The following is an 18,758-nucleotide window of genomic DNA, read 5'->3' as shown; positions in this document are numbered from 1 at the left end:
GCTTCGAGGGGTTTCAACGTCGCCGATAACACAGCCGCATCAGCGTCTGTGATTCACGCAGTTCGGCGCCCAGTTGCAGCAGCCAGGCCAAACCGTAGGGGCGTTCGAACGATTCGCGTCCGGGGGCGTTCAAGTATGCCACCTCGCCGGCGATGCGGGCCGGGGTGAGATTCGCCTTGAGTGCTGCGACCGCATCGGTCGCGAATAGCGCCTTGGGAAACGCGCGGACCAGGCGCGCCAGTGGCCATGGACCGACGAATGCCAGTCGTAGCACCCGTAGAACGCGGGCGTCAGTTCATGCGGCGCCTTAACATCTTCGGGGGAATTCAGAACATGGGCGATCTTGTTCGGGTATTCCTTCTGGACGCACGCCAGCGCCAGGGCGGCCAACCGTCCTGCGGCAGGTGCGGCGAGTGGTTGCCGCGGGTTGCTGCGCCCATGCGGATGTGCCGAGGGCCACGGTCAACACGGCTACGGTCACGACGGATTTCATTGGGCCGAAATGTATCACTGCGAGTGACTGGCTGTCGCGTTGCATTTCCTCATTCGAAATGATCGGCCACCCGGAATCGGGGATCGGCATTTTGAAATCCCGGAGTTGCCCGGCCCATGTTGTCGGGAGTGAATCGTCGCCCCGATTCGCTCACTCGATGACGCGGTCAGCCTGCTTCAACAACCTGGCTTCCGCAGCCGAACGCGAGCCCGACGCATCCATGCGTCGAGGTCCTGCGTGGTGATCACGCTACCCGGTTGAAGAAAGCGCACGCCGAGCCTCGCGCTCCTCCGGCGATCGCGTCGGCGCGGCTAGTGACGCTGCCTTCACTGCGAAGTCCGACGGGCGAAGGATGACTCCAGCCCAACATGAGGCTGGACGACCCTGAATCCATCGGCTCAGGAGCCATAATCTAATTGCGCCTGCCTTTGGAGCCATTTAGGTTCCATAATGCTCACATTTTGGAGTTACTATGGCCAATCTGACTGTTAAAGGCGTTCCCGAGCCGCTGGTTGCAGAACTGAAGAAGCAGGCGGCGGCACACCGTCGCAGTTTGAACGGTGAAGTGCTCTATCGTCTTGAGCGATCCCTCGCCGGCGGCGGTGAAGACACGCGACGCTTCCTGCGTGAAGCTGACCGTTTGCGAAACGAAATCGGGATTCATACCACAGCCGAAGAAATAATTGCCGCGCGTGACGAAGGCCGGCGTTGATAGTGTCGGACTGCACGTTGATAGTGCAGTTCTTCCTGACAACGCCGGAAACGGAGCTTGCGCGGCGGATTGCGATGGCAGACGACGTCTGGCTCGTTCCGCCATTGTGGCGGAGTGAGTTTCGGAGCGTCCTTCGCAAATACCTTTTGCGCGACGAATTAACGGTGGCGCGTTGTATCGACGTCACGTTCGCGGCTGAGGCCAGGCTGTCCGGAGGCGAAACACAGGTGTCGAGTGCTGCCGTGATGAACCTCGTTGCGACATCGCGCTGCTCGGCATACGATGCGGAATACATTTCGCTGGCGCAGTCGTTCTCAATTCCACTCGTCACCAGCGACAGGCGTCTTTGCGAGAGTTTTCCGACGGTCGCGGTGTCACCGGCCGAATTTCTTTCCACTTACAGGGGTGATTGAAAAAAGGAAAGCTTGAGCTGACGTGAGCTAGATCTCGAACAGTTCAGCTAACACCCGGAGCACGGCGGTGAGCGTCTGCGGGGTCACGGTCCCGAGTCGCTTTCGCAGACGCTCGTGATCGACCGTCCTCAGTTGATCCAGGACGATGTCGCCGGACTTGCCCTGAAAGCGGCACGGCACGCGATAGGGATACCGATGCCCGCCCGTCGTGAGGAGGGCAACGATCGTCGTGCGCAGATGATGATTGAGCTCATCCGGTGAGACAATCAGGCACGGACGCGTCTTTCGAATCTCGCTCCCTCGCGTGGGGTCGAGCGCGACCAGAAATACGTCGCCGCGACTCGGGAGGCGGACGACGGGCTTTACCACTCCCACTCGGTTTGATCGAACTGGGTGGCGCCAGTTGGCTCAAGCACGTCAGCGCCCGCCGCTCGGGCTCGCTGCGCGGCCTCGGCCCAGCCGGCGCGGGCCTTCCGGGGTGCAGCGATCACGATCTGTCCCGCCTCGGCGCAAAGCTCCACCACCTCCTCGAGGCCGGCCTGCTCGATCAACAGCTTGGGGAGGCGGACACCTTGGGAATTGCCAATTCGAACGATTCTGGAGCGCATAAGACATCCCGAAACGGGACTTACAATGTAAGTCCGTGACTCGGCCGCCGCAAGCTGCCTACCATGAGACTACTTCCTGCGTCAAAAGACATGACCAGCGAGGCCGGTTCTGGTCTGCAGCGTCTCCGGCGCGGCCAGGCTCGAAGTCCATGCGGAATCGCTTGGGCGCTAGCAGGGACGCGAGCGTAGATCAACGTCGTCCGAACATCGGCTTGGGCCGGCAGCGTACTCGCTCGCTGGACGACCCCAGTATCCTCCGTCAAATTGCAACGCCGATCTGCAAGTCCCGAAACCCCGGCTTGACGCCATTCCCAGATGCCAACACACCGATCCGTAGTCGATGCACTGATCTATTCCGCGCAGCTCGGCGACCCCGTTGTCCTCGCGACGGTCGTCCGCGTCACCGGCTCGAGCTACGGCGGAGTCGGCGCGCGCATGGTGGTTCACGCCGACGGCTCCACAGTGGGACTTGTCAGCGGCGGCTGCCTCGAATCCGACATCGCCGAGCACGCCCGTCGCGTACACGCGAGCGAGCGCGCGGAAGTCGTCAGCTACGACACGCGCAACGATGACGACGCGCCGTGGGGACTTGGACTTGGCTGCAATGGATTGATCGAAGTGCTGCTCGAGCCACTCTCAGCGGCTGACGCGAATTCCCTGGCGTCGATCATTGGGCATGCCCTCGACGCCGATTTACCGACAGTGCTCGCTACTGTAATAGTCTCGACCGCTGATACCGGTGCCCCGGCCATCGGAGCGCACACATTGATAACCGGCAGCACCTCTCAAACGACTGGCGACTGGGGAGACGGAGTCGTGTTGGCCAATGCGGCGTCGGCCACTGACGAAGCCCTCGCCGCTGGCCGGCGCGGACTGGTGCGGGAGTACGGCACAGTCGAGGTCGCGTTCGAAGTCGTGGCCCCGTCGATCAGACTCCTGATCTGCGGCAGCGGCCCCGATGCGCTGCCCCTCGCCACTTTCGCCTCGCAACTCGGCTGGGAGGTGGTGGTAGTCGACCATCGCGAGGTTGACGCAACCCGTCCCGCCCGGTTTCCCGGAGCGCGCGTTGTCGAATGCACCGACGCGCTCAAGCTCGCAGATACGGTCGCGCTGACCGGGAGAATCGCCGCCGTCGTCGTGTCGCATCATTTCTCGCGCGACCTCGATTACGTGCAGGCACTGCTCACCGCCGGCGTCGCCTACGTTGGCGTGCTGGGACCGCGCGCACGCACCCAGCGCATGCTCGCCGAGCTCGTCGCTCGCGGCTTGCATCCGGTCGCTGCCGATGGCTCGCTCTTCGCTCCAGTTGGATTGGATATCGGTGGCGACGGCCCCGAGGCAATCGCTCTCGCGATAATCGCCGAAGTGCAGGCAGTCGCAAACGACCGCGCCGGTGGTCATCTGCGCGACCGGCGCGGATCACTCCACCCGGCCCCCTCGATGGAACCGCAAGGCGCGACCTGAATGCCGCTCGCAATCACAAGACGCTGACCAACGGAGAGCTTCTGATCACCAAGCCCTCCACGCCATTCATCGGAGCCGTTGTCCTCGCAGCCGGAGCAGCTACACGTTTCGGCTCGCCGAAACAGCTCCTTGAATTCGACGGTGTGCCCCTCGTGCGCCGGGCCGCGAAGGCGGCGGCCGATGCCGGCGCGAACCCGGTAGTGGTCGTCATTGGCGCGAACGCCGACATGGTTGCGCCTGCACTCTTGGGACTTGGCCGCGTGACAGTGGTTGTGAACCACGATTGGGCATCGGGACTTGCATCATCGCTGAGAACCGGACTGCGCGTATTGTTCGACGCCGCAATGGCCAGCGGCGTGACGCTGAAGACCCCTGCCCTCGACGGCGTCCTCGTAACCCTGGCCGACCAGCCGCATGTCGACGCGTGCGCGCTCAGAACGCTGATGGCCGGCTTCGACGAAGATGCCCGCCTGGTTGCCGCAGGCTATCGGAACACGATCGGCGTTCCCGCGGTGTTTGGCCGCGAGCACATCGCTAGCCTTATGCGAATGACAGGCGGTACCGGCGCGGGGCAATGGCTGCGCGAGCATGCAAGCGCAGTAAAGCGGGTTCCGCTCGAAGCTGCTGCACTCGACGTTGACGTTCCCTCCGACGCAGCAAGGTTCGCATCGGACGGACTTCTTTTTGCACGTGCGTCCGAAGATGCCTGATATCCAATCTTCCAGCAATTCGGATTACGATGTCGCTATAATCGGCGGCGGCCCCGCCGGCCTCTCCGCGGCGCTCTGGCTCGCGCGATATCTCCGCAGAGTCGTTGTCGTCGACTCGGGCGATCCGCGCAACTGGGAAACCCGCGGTATCAACGGTTTCCTCGGATCGCAGGGAATAAAGTCGCCCGACCTGCGCCGGTGCGGGCGTGAAGATGCTGAGCGCTTCGGTGCAAAAATGATCGCCGACACTGTTACCAAGGTGACCAACACAAACAGCGAGCAGTTCGTCCTCACCCTTGAAAAAGGCACTGAGTTCACCGCGCGGCGATTGTTGCTCGCGTTTGGCATCAAGGACGTCTGGCCCCGCATCAATGGTCTGCGTGACTGCTATGGCGAGACAGTTCACGTCTGTCCGGATTGCGACGGTTTCGAAACCACGGACAAGAAAACGGTAGTGATCGGCACCGGCCGGAAAGCGGTCGGCATGGCGCTTTCCATCCATAACTGGACAAAAGAAATCGTCATTTGCACCAACGGGGAGCCCGCCGACATCGACAAACAGGAGCTCGATCAACTGAAAGCGCTGAACATTCCTGTGCTCGAGGAGCCGGTGGTAGCCGCCAATTCAAATAATCGGGAGATTCGCTGTCTCGATCTCGAATCGGGGATGCAGCTCGACTGCGAACGGCTCTACTTCGCCATCGGCCAGCGGCCCGCTGACGACCTTGGGGTCGATCTGAAATGCGAGCGGGACGAGAACGGTCTGATTGTCATTGACGAAAAACACCACACATCAGTGAGGAACGTCTTTGCAGCGGGCGATATCGTGCCCGGCCCGCAAATGGCTATCGCTGCGGCGGCAGGAGGCGCGGCTGCCGCGCTATATATCCATTACTCACTCGTATCGGACAAGCAGAAACTGGACTGATCGTTACCAGTCCAGCATGATCAGCTGCGGCTTTTTCTTGCGGATGATTTCCAGCCGGACTGATTTGTCGTCCGCCGCGCGCATGATGCCGATCAACTCTCCAGGGTTTCGCACCGCCCCCCGGTTCGCGATCACTATCACATCGCCGCTGCGAAGTCCCGATTCGCTGGCCGGGGTACCCAGCGCGACGTTCACCACAAAGACACCTTCAGTTCTGAGTTCGAGAAGCTCGCGCAGATCGTTATTGAGCTCGGTGACCACTGCGCCCGCAACGCCAATGTTGGGAGCGAATGCGAAGGGAGCGGGACTTCCCCCGGGAAGCGTCGGGATTGTGACACGAAGCGCCCGGCCCGGTGCAGGGTTGACGCGCGGCACTTGGTTCGGTACCGGCTGAATGAAGTTGAATACCGTCCGTTCCGCCGTTCCGCCCGGCCGTGGGGCAACGACAACCGTGCTCGTTCTCGCAACTTCATTGCGCCTGAAACGGAAAACAATTCGCCGGCCGGGCTCGAGCATGTTGGGCGGCATCGGATTCTTTCGCAGGTCCTGAGCGTCGAGCGACACTATAAGATCTCCCGCCTGCAGGCCAGCTCGTTCAGCCGGCGAGCCGGCCTCGATTGACTCGATCACCGGATATTCCGTGAACACCATGGCACCGTTGCGGTCTGTCTGCCCGATACCGGTGGTATAGGCGATGCCGACCCACCCGCGTTTCGTCTCTCTTTGCGCATGAGTTACCGACGGCGCAAACGACACCAGCGAGACCAGCCCCGTTGCAATCAGATATCGGTTAACTCGCATTCCCAGCATCCTTTCCATTAGAACCCAATGAGCTTCGCGCCGGCCGGCAGCGTCGTCCCGAGCTGCCGCAAGGTTGCTTCGCGCGCGCCAACTGTTGCCAGATAATACTGGTTGATTACCGGATCCTGCGGCGCTTCCTTGAGTGCGTCGCGCATTTCCGACATCACGTTGTCCAGGGCGGCGAGCCTCGTTCTGTAGGCAGAAGAACTTTGAGGCACTGGCACTTCGACATTGCTCGCCGACAGATACGCTGATGCACGCTGGTACTCCTCGCCTGCACGGTTCAATACCTCCCAGGCGTCCTCGGGGGTTCTGAACTCCTGAACCGGCGCTGCCGCCAGCGCGGCACCGGCGTCTGGCCTTACCGACGAATACGAGCCGGCTTGAGCGGACTGCGCCGACTGAGCACGCGGTTGGGAAGCAACCTCGACCGACGCGGCAGGCATGACAGGAGCACCCGCAGTGATCCGTCCAGCGGCGAGACCCCCTGCCGCGAGGAAAACAGCCGCGGCCGCCTGGCGCCAATAACGTGCAGCGACCGGACGCCCACGCGGGGTATCGACGATCAGACCTTCCTCGCGCAGGCGCTGCGCGAGTGGCGCCCACTCGGTGAGCGGTGGCGCGCCTCGCTCGCGTTCACGGGCAACCAGTTCATCCAATGCGTTTTCAGACAGGGGCAACATGCGTCCTTCCAATGCCGGCCGTTGATTCATCTACCAGGTGCGCCAACAGCCGGCGAAGCTTGGCGCGCGCCTTGAACAATTGCGACTTCGATCCGCCCGACGTAATGCCGAGCTTGTCGCCAATTTCTTCGTGTGTGTAGCCCTCGATGTCATGCAGCACAAAAACCATCCTCGCACCGGGTGACAATTGAACCATCGCCTCATCAATGGAATCCGCGAGAAAAGTGCGATCGGTATCGCCCTCGACAGAAGCACTGTCATCCTCGATATCGGTCTCCAGCTTCGCCAGCCGCTTGACCTTGCGGAGAGCATTCAGCGTGCGATTCACCGCTATTCTATGAGCCCAGGTACCAAACTGGGACTCGCCACGGTACCCCGGCAGCGCACGGAAGATCTGAATCCATACATCCTGCGCCACGTCTGCCGCAACATCATGGTCCCCGCACAGACGGCGCACGACAGCGTCGATGTGTGGTGAGTGCCGCAGCCATAGCTGCCGCATCGCCGCTTCGTCGCCTTTCATGGCGCGCCGGAGTTCCAACTCGTCGGTCTGCATCCCGTATGAAAGATTAGTCACCTTGCCGCAACGCAAAGTTGCCAGTCAGAATCGGCACCGTCATCCGCCCCGCGACCCCTGCTTGGCGCCCCGTGCACGAATCCGCACATCACCTGACCGCGTAACTAAACATGGCGCATTCCGGTCCTTGTATTACTATGACGGGTGACGCCGCGAGCGACAGGTCGTCAGCCTTGTAGTATGGGGAGCCGTTCGGCGGAACCGGCATGGCATCATGTCTGGAACTTTGCACTGATGCGGCAGGTACTGAGAAGAAGTTAAGGAGCTGGATTTGCTGAAGGTCATAGTAACCGCACTCACGCTGGCTTCCAGTGACGGTTTGCCATCCAAGGCACCCGATGCTGTAGGCATGTCGGCCACTCGTCTCGAGTCGATCGACCGCGTCGTGCAGCGGGGTATTGCCGCAGGCGGTTATCCCGGTGCGTCGGTAGTTGTCGGCCGCAAGGGCGCAGCGGTGTGGGAGAAAGGGTTCGGCAACCTCTCATGGTCGCCGGTCAGCTCTGCGGTCACCGCCGACCGCACCATCTATGACATTGCTTCGCTAAGCAAAGTTGTCGGGACGACCACCGCTGTCATGATTCTCTTCGACGAGAAGAAAGTGGATCTCGACGCACCCGTTTTCAGATATCTGCCGTCGTTTTCCGGCGGCGGGAAAGATCTGGTGACGGTTCGCGATCTGCTGACTCACCGTTCGGGCCTGCCCGCGGGCCGCGATTTGTGGCGTCGCGCGCGCAGCCCGCAGGAAGCGCGGGAAATGGTGCTCGAAACCCCGCTTTCCTACGCGCCGGGCCAGGGCTATGTGTACTCCGATCTCGGAGCAGACGTGCTTGGAATGGTCGTCGAGGCTGTCGCTGGCGAGCGGCTCGATACCTTCCTCGGACGCCGGGTGTTCGGACCGCTCGGCATGAACGATACCTTCTATCGCCCGCCCGATTCGGTGCGCTACCGTACCGCCCCCACCGAAGTCACACCGCCACGCGGATACCCTCTCAAGGGCGAGGTGCACGACGAGAACGCTTATGCGCTCGGCGGCATCGCAGGACACGCGGGCCTGTTCAGCACTGCCGCCGACCTGTCGATCTTTGCGCAGATGATGCTCAACGGCGGCCGGTACAACGGCGTCGAAATTTTCAGTGATTCGACAGTGTCGCTGTTCATTCGTCGCGCCGCAGGTCACCGTGCCCTTGGATGGGACACGGCTGATGGTGACTACGGATCCGGGCGCTACCTCACCGAGCGGGCGTACGGGCACACAGGTTACACGGGTACATCCATCTGGATCGATCCTGATCGCGAGATGTTCGTGGTTCTTCTCACCAACCGGGTTCATGCGTCGAAGGCGCAACGCCCTGGGAAGATCATTGCAGACATCCGCTCCGATCTCTCGGACGCCGCCGTATTGGCGGTCCTCGATGGACCGACGCCTGTTCTGGCGATGCCGAATGCCTTCCGCGCTGACGGTCAGGTGGGGTGGACCCGCCCGAAGCCGGAACCGGTGCGTTGCGTCAGGGCCGCCCGCTCGAGGTCATCGCGGAGCAGGCGCGCGCGGGTGAAATGCTCGACGGCGAGCCGGAGATCGGCATCGTCGAGGTCATCGCGGAGCAGCAAGGCCCGCAGCGCCGCCTCGAAGTCGAAGGGTAGCAAGGCGAGCCGGAGCGCCGCCGCGAAGTCCCGGAACAGCAAGGCTTCCACTGCCGCCAGAAGGCGCGCGGCCACAAAGAAGTCGGTTGTAAAGGCCCGCGGCACCTCGAGCCGCGCCGCCTCGGCCAAGGCAAGGTCGTCGAAGCGCTCGAGTTCGAAGACACCGGTGAAAAGGGCCCGTACAACGAACCGCAGGTAGATTCCGGCGATGAGCAATCATCATCCCGACGCCCTGCCGGGCACACGTCCCGCCATCGTGGACGATACGATCGCTGAGGAGCGTGCCATTCCGCTGAGTGTTCTCACCGGCGACGAACCTGTCCGGCCTGCCGGCGTCGTCAGCGAAGACCAGGTCAAGCTCGCTCTCCGCCGCGTCAAGGACCCCGATCTCAACCTCAATATTCTCGATCTGGGCCTTGTTTACGCCATTGATGTGAACGGCGCGGATGTAAAGGTCGACATGACCCTGACCTCGCCAGGATGCCCATCGGGCCCGGAGATCATGGGCGATGCAGAGCGCGAGATCAAGACGCTGCCGGGTGTGGAAAACGTGAACATGAATCTGGTCTGGACGCCGTTCTGGACTCCTGAAAAAATGGAACCGCGGGTGAGGGCGTACCTGGGATTTTAGAGAGACGCGCGTGAAAGCCGCCGCCGCCCTGTTAGGGCTGTTGTTTGCACCTGTGCTGCCGGCACAGGCACCTGCCAGCGAAGTCAGCATTCGGGTGGTATCGACTTCGGGTAATTCCACTGCGGGCGCTCTGGTGGCACTCGTCGACATGAACGACCGGGTTGTCGCAGAGGGGATCAGCTCCGCATCGGGCCTGCGAAGGTTTTCGGCGCCTCGAGGCACGTACCGCGTGCGCGTTCGGAGGATTGGATTTCTGCCATTTGTCTCGGATCCTGTACCCGTTCCCAACGTGGGTGAGCTGGTACTCCGGGTTGACAGCCGCCGTGTCACGCTCAAGTCTGTCCTCGTTACGGCAAAGTCGACATGCCGGACGATCGACCAGAACCCCGAGACGGTTGCCGTTGTATGGAAGCAGATCGAGACGGCTCTCAACGCTAGTCAGCTGACCGCCCACGATCTCACCGGACTCGCTCATGCCCGAACGTATCGGCGCCGTATCGGGCCAGGTGAAACAATCCTGTCAAACGATACGACCGTCGTCCTGATCTCGGACAACAAGCCCTTCGGGGCAATCGATCCAGCGACGCTCGCCAGCAAGGGTTACGTGCAGGGCGACATGTTCAGCGGTTGGGAATTCTTTGGCCCCGACGAGACGGTCTTTTTATCCAGAGAGTTTGCAGAAACACACTGTTTCCGCGTAGTACGGGAGAAGCGGCGGCCGGGTCAGATTGGAGTGGCGTTCGAGCCTGTTCGAGGCCGCAAGACGTCGGACATTGCCGGTGCGATGTGGGTGGATGAAGGCACCGCCGAGCTGCGCGAAATGAAGTTTCAATACGTGAATGTGGGCGTGCTCGAGCGGCATGGGGCGGGGGGCTTTACCCGCTTCCGGCGGATGGCGTCGGGAGCCTGGCTGATAGACGAGTGGCAGATAAGAATGCCCGGCCTCGAGATGCCGGCTCGCGAACCCGGCCGCCTGGTCGCTGTCGGCCGATGGGAAAGCGGCGGGGGAATTGTGCTCGGGAGTGATATGACAGGTAAGAAAGTCAGCCCCGCAACGCCGCTCGAAAAGCGCTGACCGCGCGCCCGATCCGGGCAGACGTCGCGACTAGTCAGACCTTCAACGCTCCGACGAACTCTTCCCCCATCTCACCGATCTGCCACTTTCGAAGCCCGGGGATATCGCCCAGATCTCCGGTAGTGTCAGGCCGCCGTCGCGCTATTGCTTCCAGCCGCTCGCGCGAACAGAGGACACCCGGGTCGAGCTGCAGCCGGGCTGCGGCGGCGTCGCGCACTGATTTCAACCTCGAGACCCGGTCATCGAAGTCATCTTCACGCTCCCACTTCGGCGCCCGGGGGAATTTTGGAAGGTGCTCCTCGGTGACCTCCAGCCCGCGCTGCACCGCCGAGAGAATCGCCGTCGCGCCGCGATCGAGGATACCACGCGGCATTCCTTTGAGACCCGAAAGGTCCCTGGCGGTCTTCGGTGCAATCCGCGCGATATCGAGCAGCACCTCGTTACCCATCACCCTGAAGGTTGCGCGGTCGATATCACGCGCGACGGAATCCCGCCATGGTACCAGCTCGCGCAGCAACGCAAGCTCACGACGGGTGAGATCGCGCGCGCCCTTGATTCTGAGGAATGCGTCAGAATTTTCGTCGCCCTCCCACTTCGTTCCCTCGAGGCGCGCGAACTCTTCACGTGCCCATTCCCATCGTTCCAGTTTCTCGAGGCGTGACTTGAGCTGGTCTCGCAGCTCCAGCAGATAACGTGTGTCCTGCGCAGCATAATCGAGCATGCCCGGCGGGAGCGGCCGGAGCGACCAGTCGGCGCGCTGATGCTTCTTGTCCAGCTTCACCCCGAAGAATTGCTCCAGCAAGGCAGCAAGCCCGAACGCCTTGATCCCCAGCAACTGTGCCGCAATCCGCGTGTCGAAAATGTGGTTGACGTTCCACCCATAATCCTGGTGTAGCAGCCGCAGGTCGTAGTCGGCGTCATGAAACACGACTTCCACTTTCTTGTCCTGCAAAAGATTGCCGAGACCGTCGAGCTTTCCCAGGGGAAGTGGGTCGATGATCGCGCTTCGCTGGCGCGTGCTGATTTGCAGGAGATAGATTCGATCGATGAACCGGTGAAAACTCGCGCCCTCCGTATCGACGGCGATTTCGCGGACGGCTGAAATATCATCCAGAAAATTCCGGGTTGTTTCCTCGTTGTCCAGATACAGAAGCGCTTCCGATTCCGATGCAGTCATGCGGCCAATCTAGCTGATTCGAACAGGACAGGTGCACACGACAGGGGCCGATCATTTGCCGGAAACCGGAGAGAGCGAGATACCTCTGTGCGATCGATTTCCCGGTCTCCGCAACGTGCCGCGTGCGCATTTGTGTATCCTTCCCTCGCCCGTACAGCTGTTGCCCGCATTCGGCACTGGCGGTGATATCTGGATCAAGCGAGACGACCTCAACGCCCCCCGCTGCGGGGGTAACAAGGTCCGCGCCCTCGAGTTCCTGCTGGGAAGCGTCCGTCGGGGCGATGCTGTAGTCACCGTTGGCGGAGCAGGCTCCACGCATGTGCTAGCCACCGCGATTTGCGCCGCCAGAATAGGCGCGACCACGACGGCATTGCGATGGACTCACGACATGAATCCTGTGGCCGATCTCGTGGCATCGCGCATTGCGACTGCGTCGCCCCGGTCTCGCGTTGGACGAAGCGCGGTGGTTGCGATGGCGACCGCGCAGCTTCGCGCCCGGATGACCAGCGAGCACTACATACCCCTCGGCGGCAGCTCCCCCGTCGGGGTGCTGGGGCATGTGAACTCCGGCCTCGAGCTCGCCGCCCAGATCGCCGCGGGCGATCTGCCACTGCCGAATCAGATTGTCCTGCCGCTGGGGAGTGGTGGGACTGCCGCGGGGTTGGCGCTCGGTCTCGAGATTGCCGGGTTACGTATCGACGTGGTGGGTGCGCGCGTCGGGCCAAGATTCTTCGTGCACCGGCGGCGCGTTCTGAACCTCGCGCGCAATACGGCCAAGCTCATCGAGCGGCTTACCGGCGAACATCTTCCGGATGTCGATTCCCGGCGTTTCAGAATCGCGCACCATGTCTATGGCGGGGCCTACGGTCGTCCTCTGCAGGCGGCAACCGAGGCATCGGCAATGCTGCAGGGTGCTGCCGGAATCCGGCTGGACGGCACCTACAGCGCAAAGGCGTTCGCGGCAGCACTCGATGAAGCGCGCACTGCGCAGGGCACTACTCTGTTCTGGTTAACTTTCGACTCACGATGTCTGACAAACTGACCATACATATCTACCCCAGCGACTGCGACTCCGCGGGGCACGTCAATCACGCCTACATGCTGACGCTGCTGGAGCGTGCCCGCTGGGCGGCGCTGGAGAAGCATCTGTCGTTCGCGGACTACATCACGCGCAACCAGTGGGCGGTGGTGCGTCATATCGAGGCTTCATACAGCACGTCCGCAATGCCGGGCGACGACTTCAACATCACGACAGGGCTCGTGTCGATTGGGAATACGAGTTTCTCGGTGCGACAGACCGCGCACAATCAGAAACAGGCTCTCGTCTGCGATGCGACAATCGTTTACGTCACGATAAGCCCTGAGGGTAAGCCGATCCCCGTGCCGGACGAGTGGCGGGAGATTTTTTCTCCTTGGGAGTAGTGGAAGTCAGCACCGCGGAAACGACGCTCGCGGCGCGCATCGGTGCGGTTCTGTTCCGGTACCGCAGCTGGCTGCCGGTGCTGTTTCTGGCCATTCCACTGCTGGCAGAAGGTGACGCATCCGCAAGCCGTTGGATCATTGGAGGATTCCTGATCGCGGCCGGGGAGCTGTATCGCCTTGCCGGAGTGGCTGTCGCCGGCACAACCACTCGCCGGCGCTCCCGCAACGTGGAGAAGCTCGTCACGCATGGTGTCTTCGGGTGGACCCGCAACCCTCTCTACAACGGCAACTTTCTCGTGTGGATGGGGTTCGTCGCCATTTCCGGAGTTCTCTGGTTTCTTCCCGCCGCCGTGTTGATTTTTGCCGCGGAATACAGCCTGATCGTGCGATACGAAGAGGGTGTTCTGGAGACTACGTTTGGCCGCACGTATCTCGACTACAAACGCTGCGTACCGAGATGGATTCCGACAAAGCCTGAGTACCCGCTCGCAGGCCAGGCAAACTGGGGCGAGGCGTGGCGCAGCGAGATCAGCACCTTTCTCCAGTACGCAATACTGATCGCGGCTTTTGTCGCGAAAGACTTGTTGAGGTAGTCGTCCCACAAAAGTCGTCCCCCGACGTCGTACGTCGAACGTCGGAAATGGGTCGTCGAACGCCCTAGCGGTTCGGCTTACCCGGCGGATCCGGACTCTTGAATACTTCCCGGTTTATCTGCACGAACTGGATCATGTTCGCCGGAACGTCTTCCTCCGGGAAAATCGCCGTCACCGGACACTCAGGCTCGCACGCGCCACAATCGATGCACTCGTCAGGGTGAATGTAGAGCTGCTCGGCGCCTTCGTATATACAGTCGACCGGGCATACATCGACACACGCTCTATCCTTCGTATCCTTGCATGCTTCGGTAATGACGTAAGGCATTGAATGGGCTCAGGGATCCACGATCTGTCGTATGCGAAAAATAGACCCGTGGACACTAATATCAACCGGGTTCACCCCTTCTTACCGCACACGATTCTTCGCGGAATCAACGCAGCGCGTGTCGTCCTGGAGCGAGTGTCCCATTGCGATGACACGCTGCACACTCTGGCGTCCCGGCGGGATGACACCGGTATCCCCAACGCGGCAGGCCGCGCCGCGCAACTCGTTTGTATCCAGTCGCTTGCACATGCTCGCGCCCGGACTTAGCGATGGCCCCTCCTATGCCACAGTGCTCGGCATGCATGTGTTCGGAAGGACTGCAAGCGGCCTGCCTGATCAGGACTTGTCGACCATCGCTGGCATGCCCCGTCCGTCGCTCACCATCGGAGATGAAGATGCGAAAAAGATTGTCGTTGGGCGTTGCGCTGCTCGGAATCGTGCTCCTGGGCGCTTGCAGTGTCGGAGACGCTCTCGGCCCCGGGCAAGACTCTGTGTCAGGAACGTATGAGCTGGTAACCGTGAATGGACGCAGGTTGCCGGCGGTGCTTTATCAGGAACCTGGATACCGGCTCGAGGTGTTGAACGCCAATTTCACGTTCAGCCGTGACGGGACGTTCAGTGAAGCGGGAATCGTTCGCGAAATCGTCAACGGATCAGCCAACACCAGCTCGAGCTCGACCAACGGTTACTACGAGTACAGGAACGGCGAGGTCACCTTTCAGGACAACACAGGGCGAACCTACTATGGCTCAGTTGACCGGAATACCCTGAGGGTGGTCGACGATGGGGTGACTCTCATTTACGAGCGCTACTAGGGGTCAGTGTCTTCATGATGTCATCAAGGTGCAGCGCATCCATGAAGTTTCCTGTGCGGTGGATATAGCGTAGCACGCCATCGCGATCGATGACCGCCGCGCCGCTCTGTTGCACCACGGCGAGCACGCGGCGGAAGCCGAACGCTCCAAATACCGCTGCACGTCGGTCACCGTACAGCGGGAAGTGCAGGCCGAGTAGCTTGGACAAGCGCTCTGCGCTGCCGTCGCTGCCCGGTCCAAGCGCGATGATTTTCGCTCCTGCCTGCCCGATCTGATTGCTCTCCCGCTCCAACTGAGCGGCATGCGCGATGCAGCCCATTCATGTAAATGCGCGAAGGAAGTAGAGCACGATCGCGTTCTTTCCGCGCGCGTCTGCGATCGCGGCAAAGGCAGGATGTTCTGACCCGGAGCCGGCGTCGACGGAATCGCCTACCTCGAAAATCCGCGTTGGATCGCTCACGGCCGACCTCTTTTTCCCGGTGATCTAGCTGGGGCGGTCTCGTTCCGCGACTCATCGTCGCGAAGATCCAATTTCTTTTTGATCAATTCCGGATTTTCCCGGTAGAACGTCGCCGTCCGGCCAATAACCTGTATGACCTCGGCCGCTGTCGCCTCGGACAACTGTGCAGCGGCCTCTCCGGGCTTCATCTCGGCATTCTTTCCAAGCTTCACCTTCACCAACTCATGCGTTCGCAATGCGTCATCGAGCGATGCGATCAGCGTGGGCGACAATCCATGCTGCCCGACATGGACCGTCGCGCTCAAATGATGCGCCTGAGCTCTTAATTCCGCACGCTCGCTTCCTTTCATTGCAGTGCCTGCCCTCTCCTGGTCATGAACCGACGTACGTCAACCGGTGTGCCATTCCACCAATCCTTCTGGCCATCCGCGAGTCGCATGGCCTGAAAATGAAGATGGGGAGTATCCGGCGGCGCATTCCCGCTCGTTCCCACAAATCCGATCACGAACCCCTGTTTCACCTCGAGGCCTTCCGTGATCTCATCCGAGTACCCCGCGAGATGCGCGTAATAGTACATATAGCGCCCTTCAGCATCCACGAGGTAGGCAGTGATTCCCCCGGCCGCGTTCTGCCGAAGCTTGATCACCCGGCCTGATGCCGCGGCCACAACCGGGGTTTCGCGGGGCGCTAAAATGTCGATTGCGCGGTGATACCTGCCGCCGCTGCGCGCTTCGTTAAACGAATCGCGCAACGCCTCCGCCACGACACCATCCACGGGTACCATCAATTCGTGATTCGCGAAATAGTCGATGTCGGCCTGGCTCAGCGGGGCGGGAACAGGAACGGCGGCCGGGGGTGTGCTGGCACTTGCCGGCAGGCATCCGGCGAGAGCGAAGAGCATGGAAAGCAGGTATTTGACCCGCGAGCTGCTGACCCCACCTCGTCTACCGCAACTCCGCTGGGTCCCAGCGGCGGAAGGGTTACACCCCGCCACCGGACCCGCGTTGTGTTTGCTGAAGGGCCGTACGGTCAGACCGCGAGCAACTCTGCGCGCTCGATCGCCTCACGTTCCCTCGCAAGCTCGGCAATTCCTTCCTCGATGGTCCTGGAATGATGCATCGAACAGAATTTGGGACCGCACATCCCGCAAAACTCGGCACTCTTGAAATACTCCGCCGGCAATGTTTCGTCGTGATACTCCTGAGCCCGGTCGGGATCGAGCGAAAGGCGGAACTGTTCCTTCCAGTCGAATGCGTAGCGGGCGCGGGAGAGTGCATCGTCCCGGTCGCGAGCGCCTTTTCGGCCTCGCGCAACATCTGCCGCATGAGCAGCGATCTTGTAGGCAATCACACCTTCGCGCACATCGTTGGCGTTGGGGAGGCCGAGGTGTTCCTTGGGGGTGACGTAGCACAGCATATCAGAGCCATGCCACCCGATCAGCGCTGCACCGATTGCGCTGGAGATGTGGTCGTAGCCCGGTGAAATGTCGATTACAAGTGGTCCCAGCGTGTAGAAAGGCGCATCGTGACATACCTCTTTCATCCGCTTCACGTTCATCTCGATCTGATCCATGGGCACGTGGCCCGGACCTTCCACCATCACCTGCACATCACGCTCCCACGCCCGTCGTGTCAGTTCGCCCAGGGTGTCGAGCTCGGCGAACTGCGCCTTGTCGCTCGCATCTGCAAGACAGCCTGGCCGGAGTGAGTCTCCCAGCGAAACGGTAACGTCGTAGTGACGCAGAATCTCCAGCACTTCATCGAAGTGTTCATACAGTGGATTCTGCTTTCGGTGAGCCATCATCCACACTGCATGCAGTGATCCGCCGCGACTCACTATTCCGGTAATCCGGCCGTGGACCAGCGGCAGATGCTCGAGCAGAATTCCGGCGTGGAGCGTCATGTAATCCACACCCTGCCGCGCCTGATGCTCGATCATGTCAAGCAGATCCTGCGCGGTTATCTCCTCGAGCTCCTTTTCCTGTTGCACTACCTGGTAGATGGGCACCGTTCCGATCGGAACTTTCGACGTGTCGATGATTGCCTGGCGGATGGTGTCGATGTTGCCGCCGGTGGAAAGATCCATCACCGTATCGGCCCCGTACTTCACTGCCATTCGCAGCTTCTCGATTTCGCCGTCGATGTCGGACGAAACGGCGGAGTTTCCGATGTTCGCGTTGATCTTCACCCGCGACACCTTTCCGATGCACATCGGCTCGAGCGATCCGGCGAGATGGCGGACATTGGCGGGGATGATCAGCCGGCCGATCGCAATCTCATCTCGCACCAGCTCCGGTGTGAGCTCCTCGCGCTCGGCGACATACCGCATCGCGTCGGTGATCTCGCCCTGACGCGCGTGATGCATCTGGGTGCGCGCGGGTGAATCCGCTGAGCTGCGCTGCTGCGGCCGCGGATTCGCGGTTTCCTGCGTATGTGTTTCCATTGTTGACTCCCTACGCCGGTACTAGCCGGGTCAGGTTCTGAGGGACTTTCTCAGCTCGTCGCAACCGCCGGCATTCGGACGGTATTGGCGGGCACCCCTGTCATGATTCAATCCTAACTCAAGGCGCAAGAGTGAACAACGAGAGAGACTGGGGAGGACCGCGAATTGAGGGCTATGCGGATCCAGGACTAACGGCCATCGACGATTGACGACTTACTGAGGATCGAGAACAAACAAAGAGGAACGCGCACCCGGCCACGGGCCCCATCCGGAATCCGCAATTAGTCGCAGATCGTCAATGGCGTTTGGTCCTGGATCCGCAAGGGTCCTCGATCCCCACTCCTGTTACGCGATAAATGAGTGCCACATTGCAACTGACCCATGACTGACTGGCAGTTCCGCCCACAACGCCGCACCATTAAGAATGGATGCGGAATACCGTGGACACTCAGAATGACCTACCTCCCCGGTAAGCTCCCTATCCTGGCAGGCGTTTTCATTTTGTGTTGCGGGCCATTGCGATCACAGGGCTCGCGCCAATCTGCAGCGCCGAACACCGCACCTGGTTTATCGCCAGCGCAGTGTGAGCGTGGGAGTGACGATCAGGATAAGGACGGCCTTGACGATCGGTGCGAACATGAGCTGGCCGTCGCGTTTGCCCCAATGCTTTGGGTCGATCCCGCCGCCTGCGGATTCGATCGCAGCGTCTCTCCCGCCCGGCCCGGCGGCGAGTATCTCTACGCGGTTCAGCGAAGCAACGACACTCACCAGATCAGAATCGCGTA

Annotated in this window: 26 protein-coding genes and 1 riboswitch; of the genes, 12 read left to right on the top strand and 14 right to left on the bottom strand. The window is 61.2% G+C overall.

The window, feature by feature from the left end:
* Window positions 1-13: 13 nt before the first annotated feature.
* Window positions 14-274, bottom strand: coding sequence for a DUF2891 family protein (locus WKF55_01135; protein ID MEJ7758172.1), 261 nt, complete (start codon window positions 272-274; stop codon window positions 14-16).
* Between the two features lie 691 nt (window positions 275-965).
* Between WKF55_01135 and WKF55_01130 the strand changes: the two genes are divergently transcribed.
* Together WKF55_01130 and WKF55_01125 are read left to right on the top strand one after the other, a co-directional pair.
* Window positions 966-1,205 (top strand): Arc family DNA-binding protein, encoded by a 240-nt coding sequence (locus WKF55_01130; protein ID MEJ7758171.1) that lies wholly within the window; start codon window positions 966-968, stop codon window positions 1,203-1,205.
* A gap of 2 nt (window positions 1,206-1,207) precedes the next feature.
* Window positions 1,208-1,618, top strand: coding sequence for a type II toxin-antitoxin system VapC family toxin (locus tag WKF55_01125; GenBank protein MEJ7758170.1), 411 nt, complete (start codon window positions 1,208-1,210; stop codon window positions 1,616-1,618).
* Between the two features lie 27 nt (window positions 1,619-1,645).
* Here the strand turns inward: WKF55_01125 and WKF55_01120 are convergent, their stop codons facing one another.
* Window positions 1,646-1,987: a type II toxin-antitoxin system PemK/MazF family toxin gene (locus WKF55_01120; GenBank protein MEJ7758169.1), complete on the bottom strand. Its 342-nt coding sequence runs from the start codon at window positions 1,985-1,987 to the stop codon at window positions 1,646-1,648.
* Window positions 1,981-2,226 (bottom strand): hypothetical protein, encoded by a 246-nt coding sequence (locus tag WKF55_01115; GenBank protein ID MEJ7758168.1) that lies wholly within the window; start codon window positions 2,224-2,226, stop codon window positions 1,981-1,983. Before WKF55_01115 ends, WKF55_01120 begins: the two co-directional genes overlap by 7 nt.
* Window positions 2,227-2,541: 315 nt before the next feature.
* Here WKF55_01115 and WKF55_01110 point away from each other — a divergent pair, with 315 nt between their 5' ends.
* The 3 genes from WKF55_01110 to WKF55_01100 are packed head-to-tail and all read left to right on the top strand — an operon-like array spanning window position 2,542 to window position 5,328.
* The gene (locus WKF55_01110; protein MEJ7758167.1) at window positions 2,542-3,690 is read left to right on the top strand and encodes an XdhC family protein; all 1,149 of its coding nucleotides are present in this window, start codon (window positions 2,542-2,544) and stop codon (window positions 3,688-3,690) included.
* Window positions 3,645-4,400 (top strand): nucleotidyltransferase family protein, encoded by a 756-nt coding sequence (locus WKF55_01105; GenBank protein ID MEJ7758166.1) that lies wholly within the window; start codon window positions 3,645-3,647, stop codon window positions 4,398-4,400. The genes WKF55_01110 and WKF55_01105 overlap by 46 nt, the downstream gene beginning before the upstream one ends.
* Window positions 4,393-5,328, top strand: coding sequence for an NAD(P)/FAD-dependent oxidoreductase (locus WKF55_01100; protein MEJ7758165.1), 936 nt, complete (start codon window positions 4,393-4,395; stop codon window positions 5,326-5,328). The genes WKF55_01105 and WKF55_01100 overlap by 8 nt, the downstream gene beginning before the upstream one ends.
* A gap of 3 nt (window positions 5,329-5,331) precedes the next feature.
* Here WKF55_01100 and WKF55_01095 read toward each other — a convergent pair whose 3' ends face one another.
* Genes WKF55_01095 through WKF55_01085 form a run of 3 tightly spaced genes read right to left on the bottom strand, consistent with a single transcriptional unit; the run spans window position 5,332 to window position 7,389 of the window.
* Window positions 5,332-6,129, bottom strand: a complete 798-nt coding sequence (locus WKF55_01095; protein ID MEJ7758164.1) for a PDZ domain-containing protein — start codon at window positions 6,127-6,129, stop codon at window positions 5,332-5,334.
* Window positions 6,130-6,146: 17 nt separating this feature from the next.
* On the bottom strand, window positions 6,147-6,788 hold the full coding sequence (locus WKF55_01090) for a hypothetical protein (GenBank protein ID MEJ7758163.1): 642 nt from the start codon (window positions 6,786-6,788) through the stop codon (window positions 6,147-6,149).
* Window positions 6,789-6,795: 7 nt separating this feature from the next.
* Window positions 6,796-7,389 (bottom strand): RNA polymerase sigma factor, encoded by a 594-nt coding sequence (locus WKF55_01085; protein ID MEJ7758162.1) that lies wholly within the window; start codon window positions 7,387-7,389, stop codon window positions 6,796-6,798.
* A gap of 271 nt (window positions 7,390-7,660) precedes the next feature.
* On the opposite strand from WKF55_01085, the gene WKF55_01080 reads away from it, so the two are divergent.
* The 3 genes from WKF55_01080 to WKF55_01070 are packed head-to-tail and all read left to right on the top strand — an operon-like array spanning window position 7,661 to window position 10,736.
* Window positions 7,661-9,229 (top strand): serine hydrolase, encoded by a 1,569-nt coding sequence (locus WKF55_01080; GenBank protein MEJ7758161.1) that lies wholly within the window; start codon window positions 7,661-7,663, stop codon window positions 9,227-9,229.
* Between the two features lie 9 nt (window positions 9,230-9,238).
* Window positions 9,239-9,661 carry a metal-sulfur cluster assembly factor gene (locus tag WKF55_01075; GenBank protein ID MEJ7758160.1) on the top strand — a complete coding sequence of 141 codons (423 nt, stop codon included), beginning with the start codon at window positions 9,239-9,241 and terminating at the stop codon, window positions 9,659-9,661.
* 10 nt (window positions 9,662-9,671) lie between these two features.
* The gene (locus WKF55_01070) at window positions 9,672-10,736 is read left to right on the top strand and encodes a carboxypeptidase-like regulatory domain-containing protein (protein MEJ7758159.1); all 1,065 of its coding nucleotides are present in this window, start codon (window positions 9,672-9,674) and stop codon (window positions 10,734-10,736) included.
* A gap of 34 nt (window positions 10,737-10,770) precedes the next feature.
* Here the strand turns inward: WKF55_01070 and WKF55_01065 are convergent, their stop codons facing one another.
* Complete coding sequence (locus tag WKF55_01065; GenBank protein ID MEJ7758158.1) at window positions 10,771-11,913, bottom strand: HRDC domain-containing protein; 1,143 nt, start codon at window positions 11,911-11,913, stop codon at window positions 10,771-10,773.
* 31 nt (window positions 11,914-11,944) lie between these two features.
* On the opposite strand from WKF55_01065, the gene WKF55_01060 reads away from it, so the two are divergent.
* Genes WKF55_01060 through WKF55_01050 form a run of 3 tightly spaced genes read left to right on the top strand, consistent with a single transcriptional unit; the run spans window position 11,945 to window position 13,928 of the window.
* Window positions 11,945-12,955 (top strand): pyridoxal-phosphate dependent enzyme, encoded by a 1,011-nt coding sequence (locus WKF55_01060; protein MEJ7758157.1) that lies wholly within the window; start codon window positions 11,945-11,947, stop codon window positions 12,953-12,955.
* On the top strand, window positions 12,940-13,335 hold the full coding sequence (locus WKF55_01055; GenBank protein MEJ7758156.1) for a thioesterase family protein: 396 nt from the start codon (window positions 12,940-12,942) through the stop codon (window positions 13,333-13,335). Before WKF55_01060 ends, WKF55_01055 begins: the two co-directional genes overlap by 16 nt.
* Window positions 13,335-13,928, top strand: a complete 594-nt coding sequence (locus WKF55_01050; protein MEJ7758155.1) for an isoprenylcysteine carboxylmethyltransferase family protein — start codon at window positions 13,335-13,337, stop codon at window positions 13,926-13,928. The genes WKF55_01055 and WKF55_01050 overlap by 1 nt, the downstream gene beginning before the upstream one ends.
* A gap of 64 nt (window positions 13,929-13,992) precedes the next feature.
* Here WKF55_01050 and WKF55_01045 read toward each other — a convergent pair whose 3' ends face one another.
* A complete protein-coding gene (locus tag WKF55_01045) occupies window positions 13,993-14,256 on the bottom strand; it encodes a ferredoxin family protein (protein ID MEJ7758154.1) in 264 nt (87 codons plus the stop codon).
* Between the two features lie 395 nt (window positions 14,257-14,651).
* Between WKF55_01045 and WKF55_01040 the strand changes: the two genes are divergently transcribed.
* Window positions 14,652-15,071: a hypothetical protein gene (locus WKF55_01040; GenBank protein ID MEJ7758153.1), complete on the top strand. Its 420-nt coding sequence runs from the start codon at window positions 14,652-14,654 to the stop codon at window positions 15,069-15,071.
* On the opposite strand, the gene WKF55_01035 is transcribed toward WKF55_01040, so the two are convergent.
* The 6 genes from WKF55_01035 to WKF55_01010 form a co-directional block, all read right to left on the bottom strand.
* Window positions 15,052-15,390, bottom strand: coding sequence for a redoxin domain-containing protein (locus WKF55_01035; protein ID MEJ7758152.1), 339 nt, complete (start codon window positions 15,388-15,390; stop codon window positions 15,052-15,054). The genes WKF55_01040 and WKF55_01035 overlap by 20 nt on opposite strands.
* Entirely contained in the window at window positions 15,391-15,531 is a 141-nt protein-coding gene (locus WKF55_01030) for a hypothetical protein (GenBank protein MEJ7758151.1), read from the bottom strand.
* Window positions 15,528-15,881, bottom strand: coding sequence for a YhbY family RNA-binding protein (locus tag WKF55_01025; protein MEJ7758150.1), 354 nt, complete (start codon window positions 15,879-15,881; stop codon window positions 15,528-15,530). Before WKF55_01025 ends, WKF55_01030 begins: the two co-directional genes overlap by 4 nt.
* Entirely contained in the window at window positions 15,878-16,432 is a 555-nt protein-coding gene (locus WKF55_01020; GenBank protein MEJ7758149.1) for a M23 family metallopeptidase, read from the bottom strand. Before WKF55_01020 ends, WKF55_01025 begins: the two co-directional genes overlap by 4 nt.
* A gap of 128 nt (window positions 16,433-16,560) precedes the next feature.
* The gene (thiC, locus tag WKF55_01015) at window positions 16,561-17,973 is read right to left on the bottom strand and encodes a phosphomethylpyrimidine synthase ThiC (protein MEJ7758148.1); all 1,413 of its coding nucleotides are present in this window, start codon (window positions 17,971-17,973) and stop codon (window positions 16,561-16,563) included.
* A riboswitch (TPP riboswitch) is annotated at window positions 17,964-18,082 on the bottom strand. Its footprint overlaps the gene before it by 10 nt.
* A 458-nt stretch (window positions 18,083-18,540) precedes the next feature.
* On the bottom strand, window positions 18,541-18,741 hold the full coding sequence (locus tag WKF55_01010) for a hypothetical protein (protein MEJ7758147.1): 201 nt from the start codon (window positions 18,739-18,741) through the stop codon (window positions 18,541-18,543).
* Window positions 18,742-18,758 lie beyond the last annotated feature (17 nt).

The organism is Gemmatimonadaceae bacterium, from assembly GCA_037721215.1.
Lineage (GTDB): Bacteria > Gemmatimonadota > Gemmatimonadetes > Gemmatimonadales > Gemmatimonadaceae > UBA4720.
Note: the sequence above shows the minus strand (reverse complement) of the source record. Positions and strands in the feature narration are given on the sequence as shown.

Bases quoted from the DNA above. Each gene is read 5' to 3' on its own strand.
- WKF55_01130 (MEJ7758171.1), top strand. From the start codon at position 966: ATGGCCAATCTGACTGTTAAAGGCGTTCCCGAGCCGCTGGTTGCAGAA.
- WKF55_01115 (MEJ7758168.1), bottom strand. From the start codon at position 2,226: ATGCGCTCCAGAATCGTTCGAATTGGCAATTCCCAAGGTGTCCGCCTC.
- WKF55_01110 (MEJ7758167.1), top strand. From the start codon at position 2,542: ATGCCAACACACCGATCCGTAGTCGATGCACTGATCTATTCCGCGCAG.
- WKF55_01100 (MEJ7758165.1), top strand. From the start codon at position 4,393: ATGCCTGATATCCAATCTTCCAGCAATTCGGATTACGATGTCGCTATA.
- WKF55_01095 (MEJ7758164.1), bottom strand. From the start codon at position 6,129: ATGCGAGTTAACCGATATCTGATTGCAACGGGGCTGGTCTCGCTGGTG.
- WKF55_01075 (MEJ7758160.1), top strand. From the start codon at position 9,239: ATGAGCAATCATCATCCCGACGCCCTGCCGGGCACACGTCCCGCCATC.
- WKF55_01065 (MEJ7758158.1), bottom strand. From the start codon at position 11,913: ATGACTGCATCGGAATCGGAAGCGCTTCTGTATCTGGACAACGAGGAA.
- WKF55_01055 (MEJ7758156.1), top strand. From the start codon at position 12,940: ATGTCTGACAAACTGACCATACATATCTACCCCAGCGACTGCGACTCC.
- WKF55_01045 (MEJ7758154.1), bottom strand. From the start codon at position 14,256: ATGCCTTACGTCATTACCGAAGCATGCAAGGATACGAAGGATAGAGCG.
- WKF55_01040 (MEJ7758153.1), top strand. From the start codon at position 14,652: ATGCGAAAAAGATTGTCGTTGGGCGTTGCGCTGCTCGGAATCGTGCTC.
- WKF55_01035 (MEJ7758152.1), bottom strand. From the start codon at position 15,390: ATGGGCTGCATCGCGCATGCCGCTCAGTTGGAGCGGGAGAGCAATCAG.
- WKF55_01025 (MEJ7758150.1), bottom strand. From the start codon at position 15,881: ATGAAAGGAAGCGAGCGTGCGGAATTAAGAGCTCAGGCGCATCATTTG.
- WKF55_01020 (MEJ7758149.1), bottom strand. From the start codon at position 16,432: ATGCTCTTCGCTCTCGCCGGATGCCTGCCGGCAAGTGCCAGCACACCC.
- thiC (MEJ7758148.1), bottom strand. From the start codon at position 17,973: ATGGAAACACATACGCAGGAAACCGCGAATCCGCGGCCGCAGCAGCGC.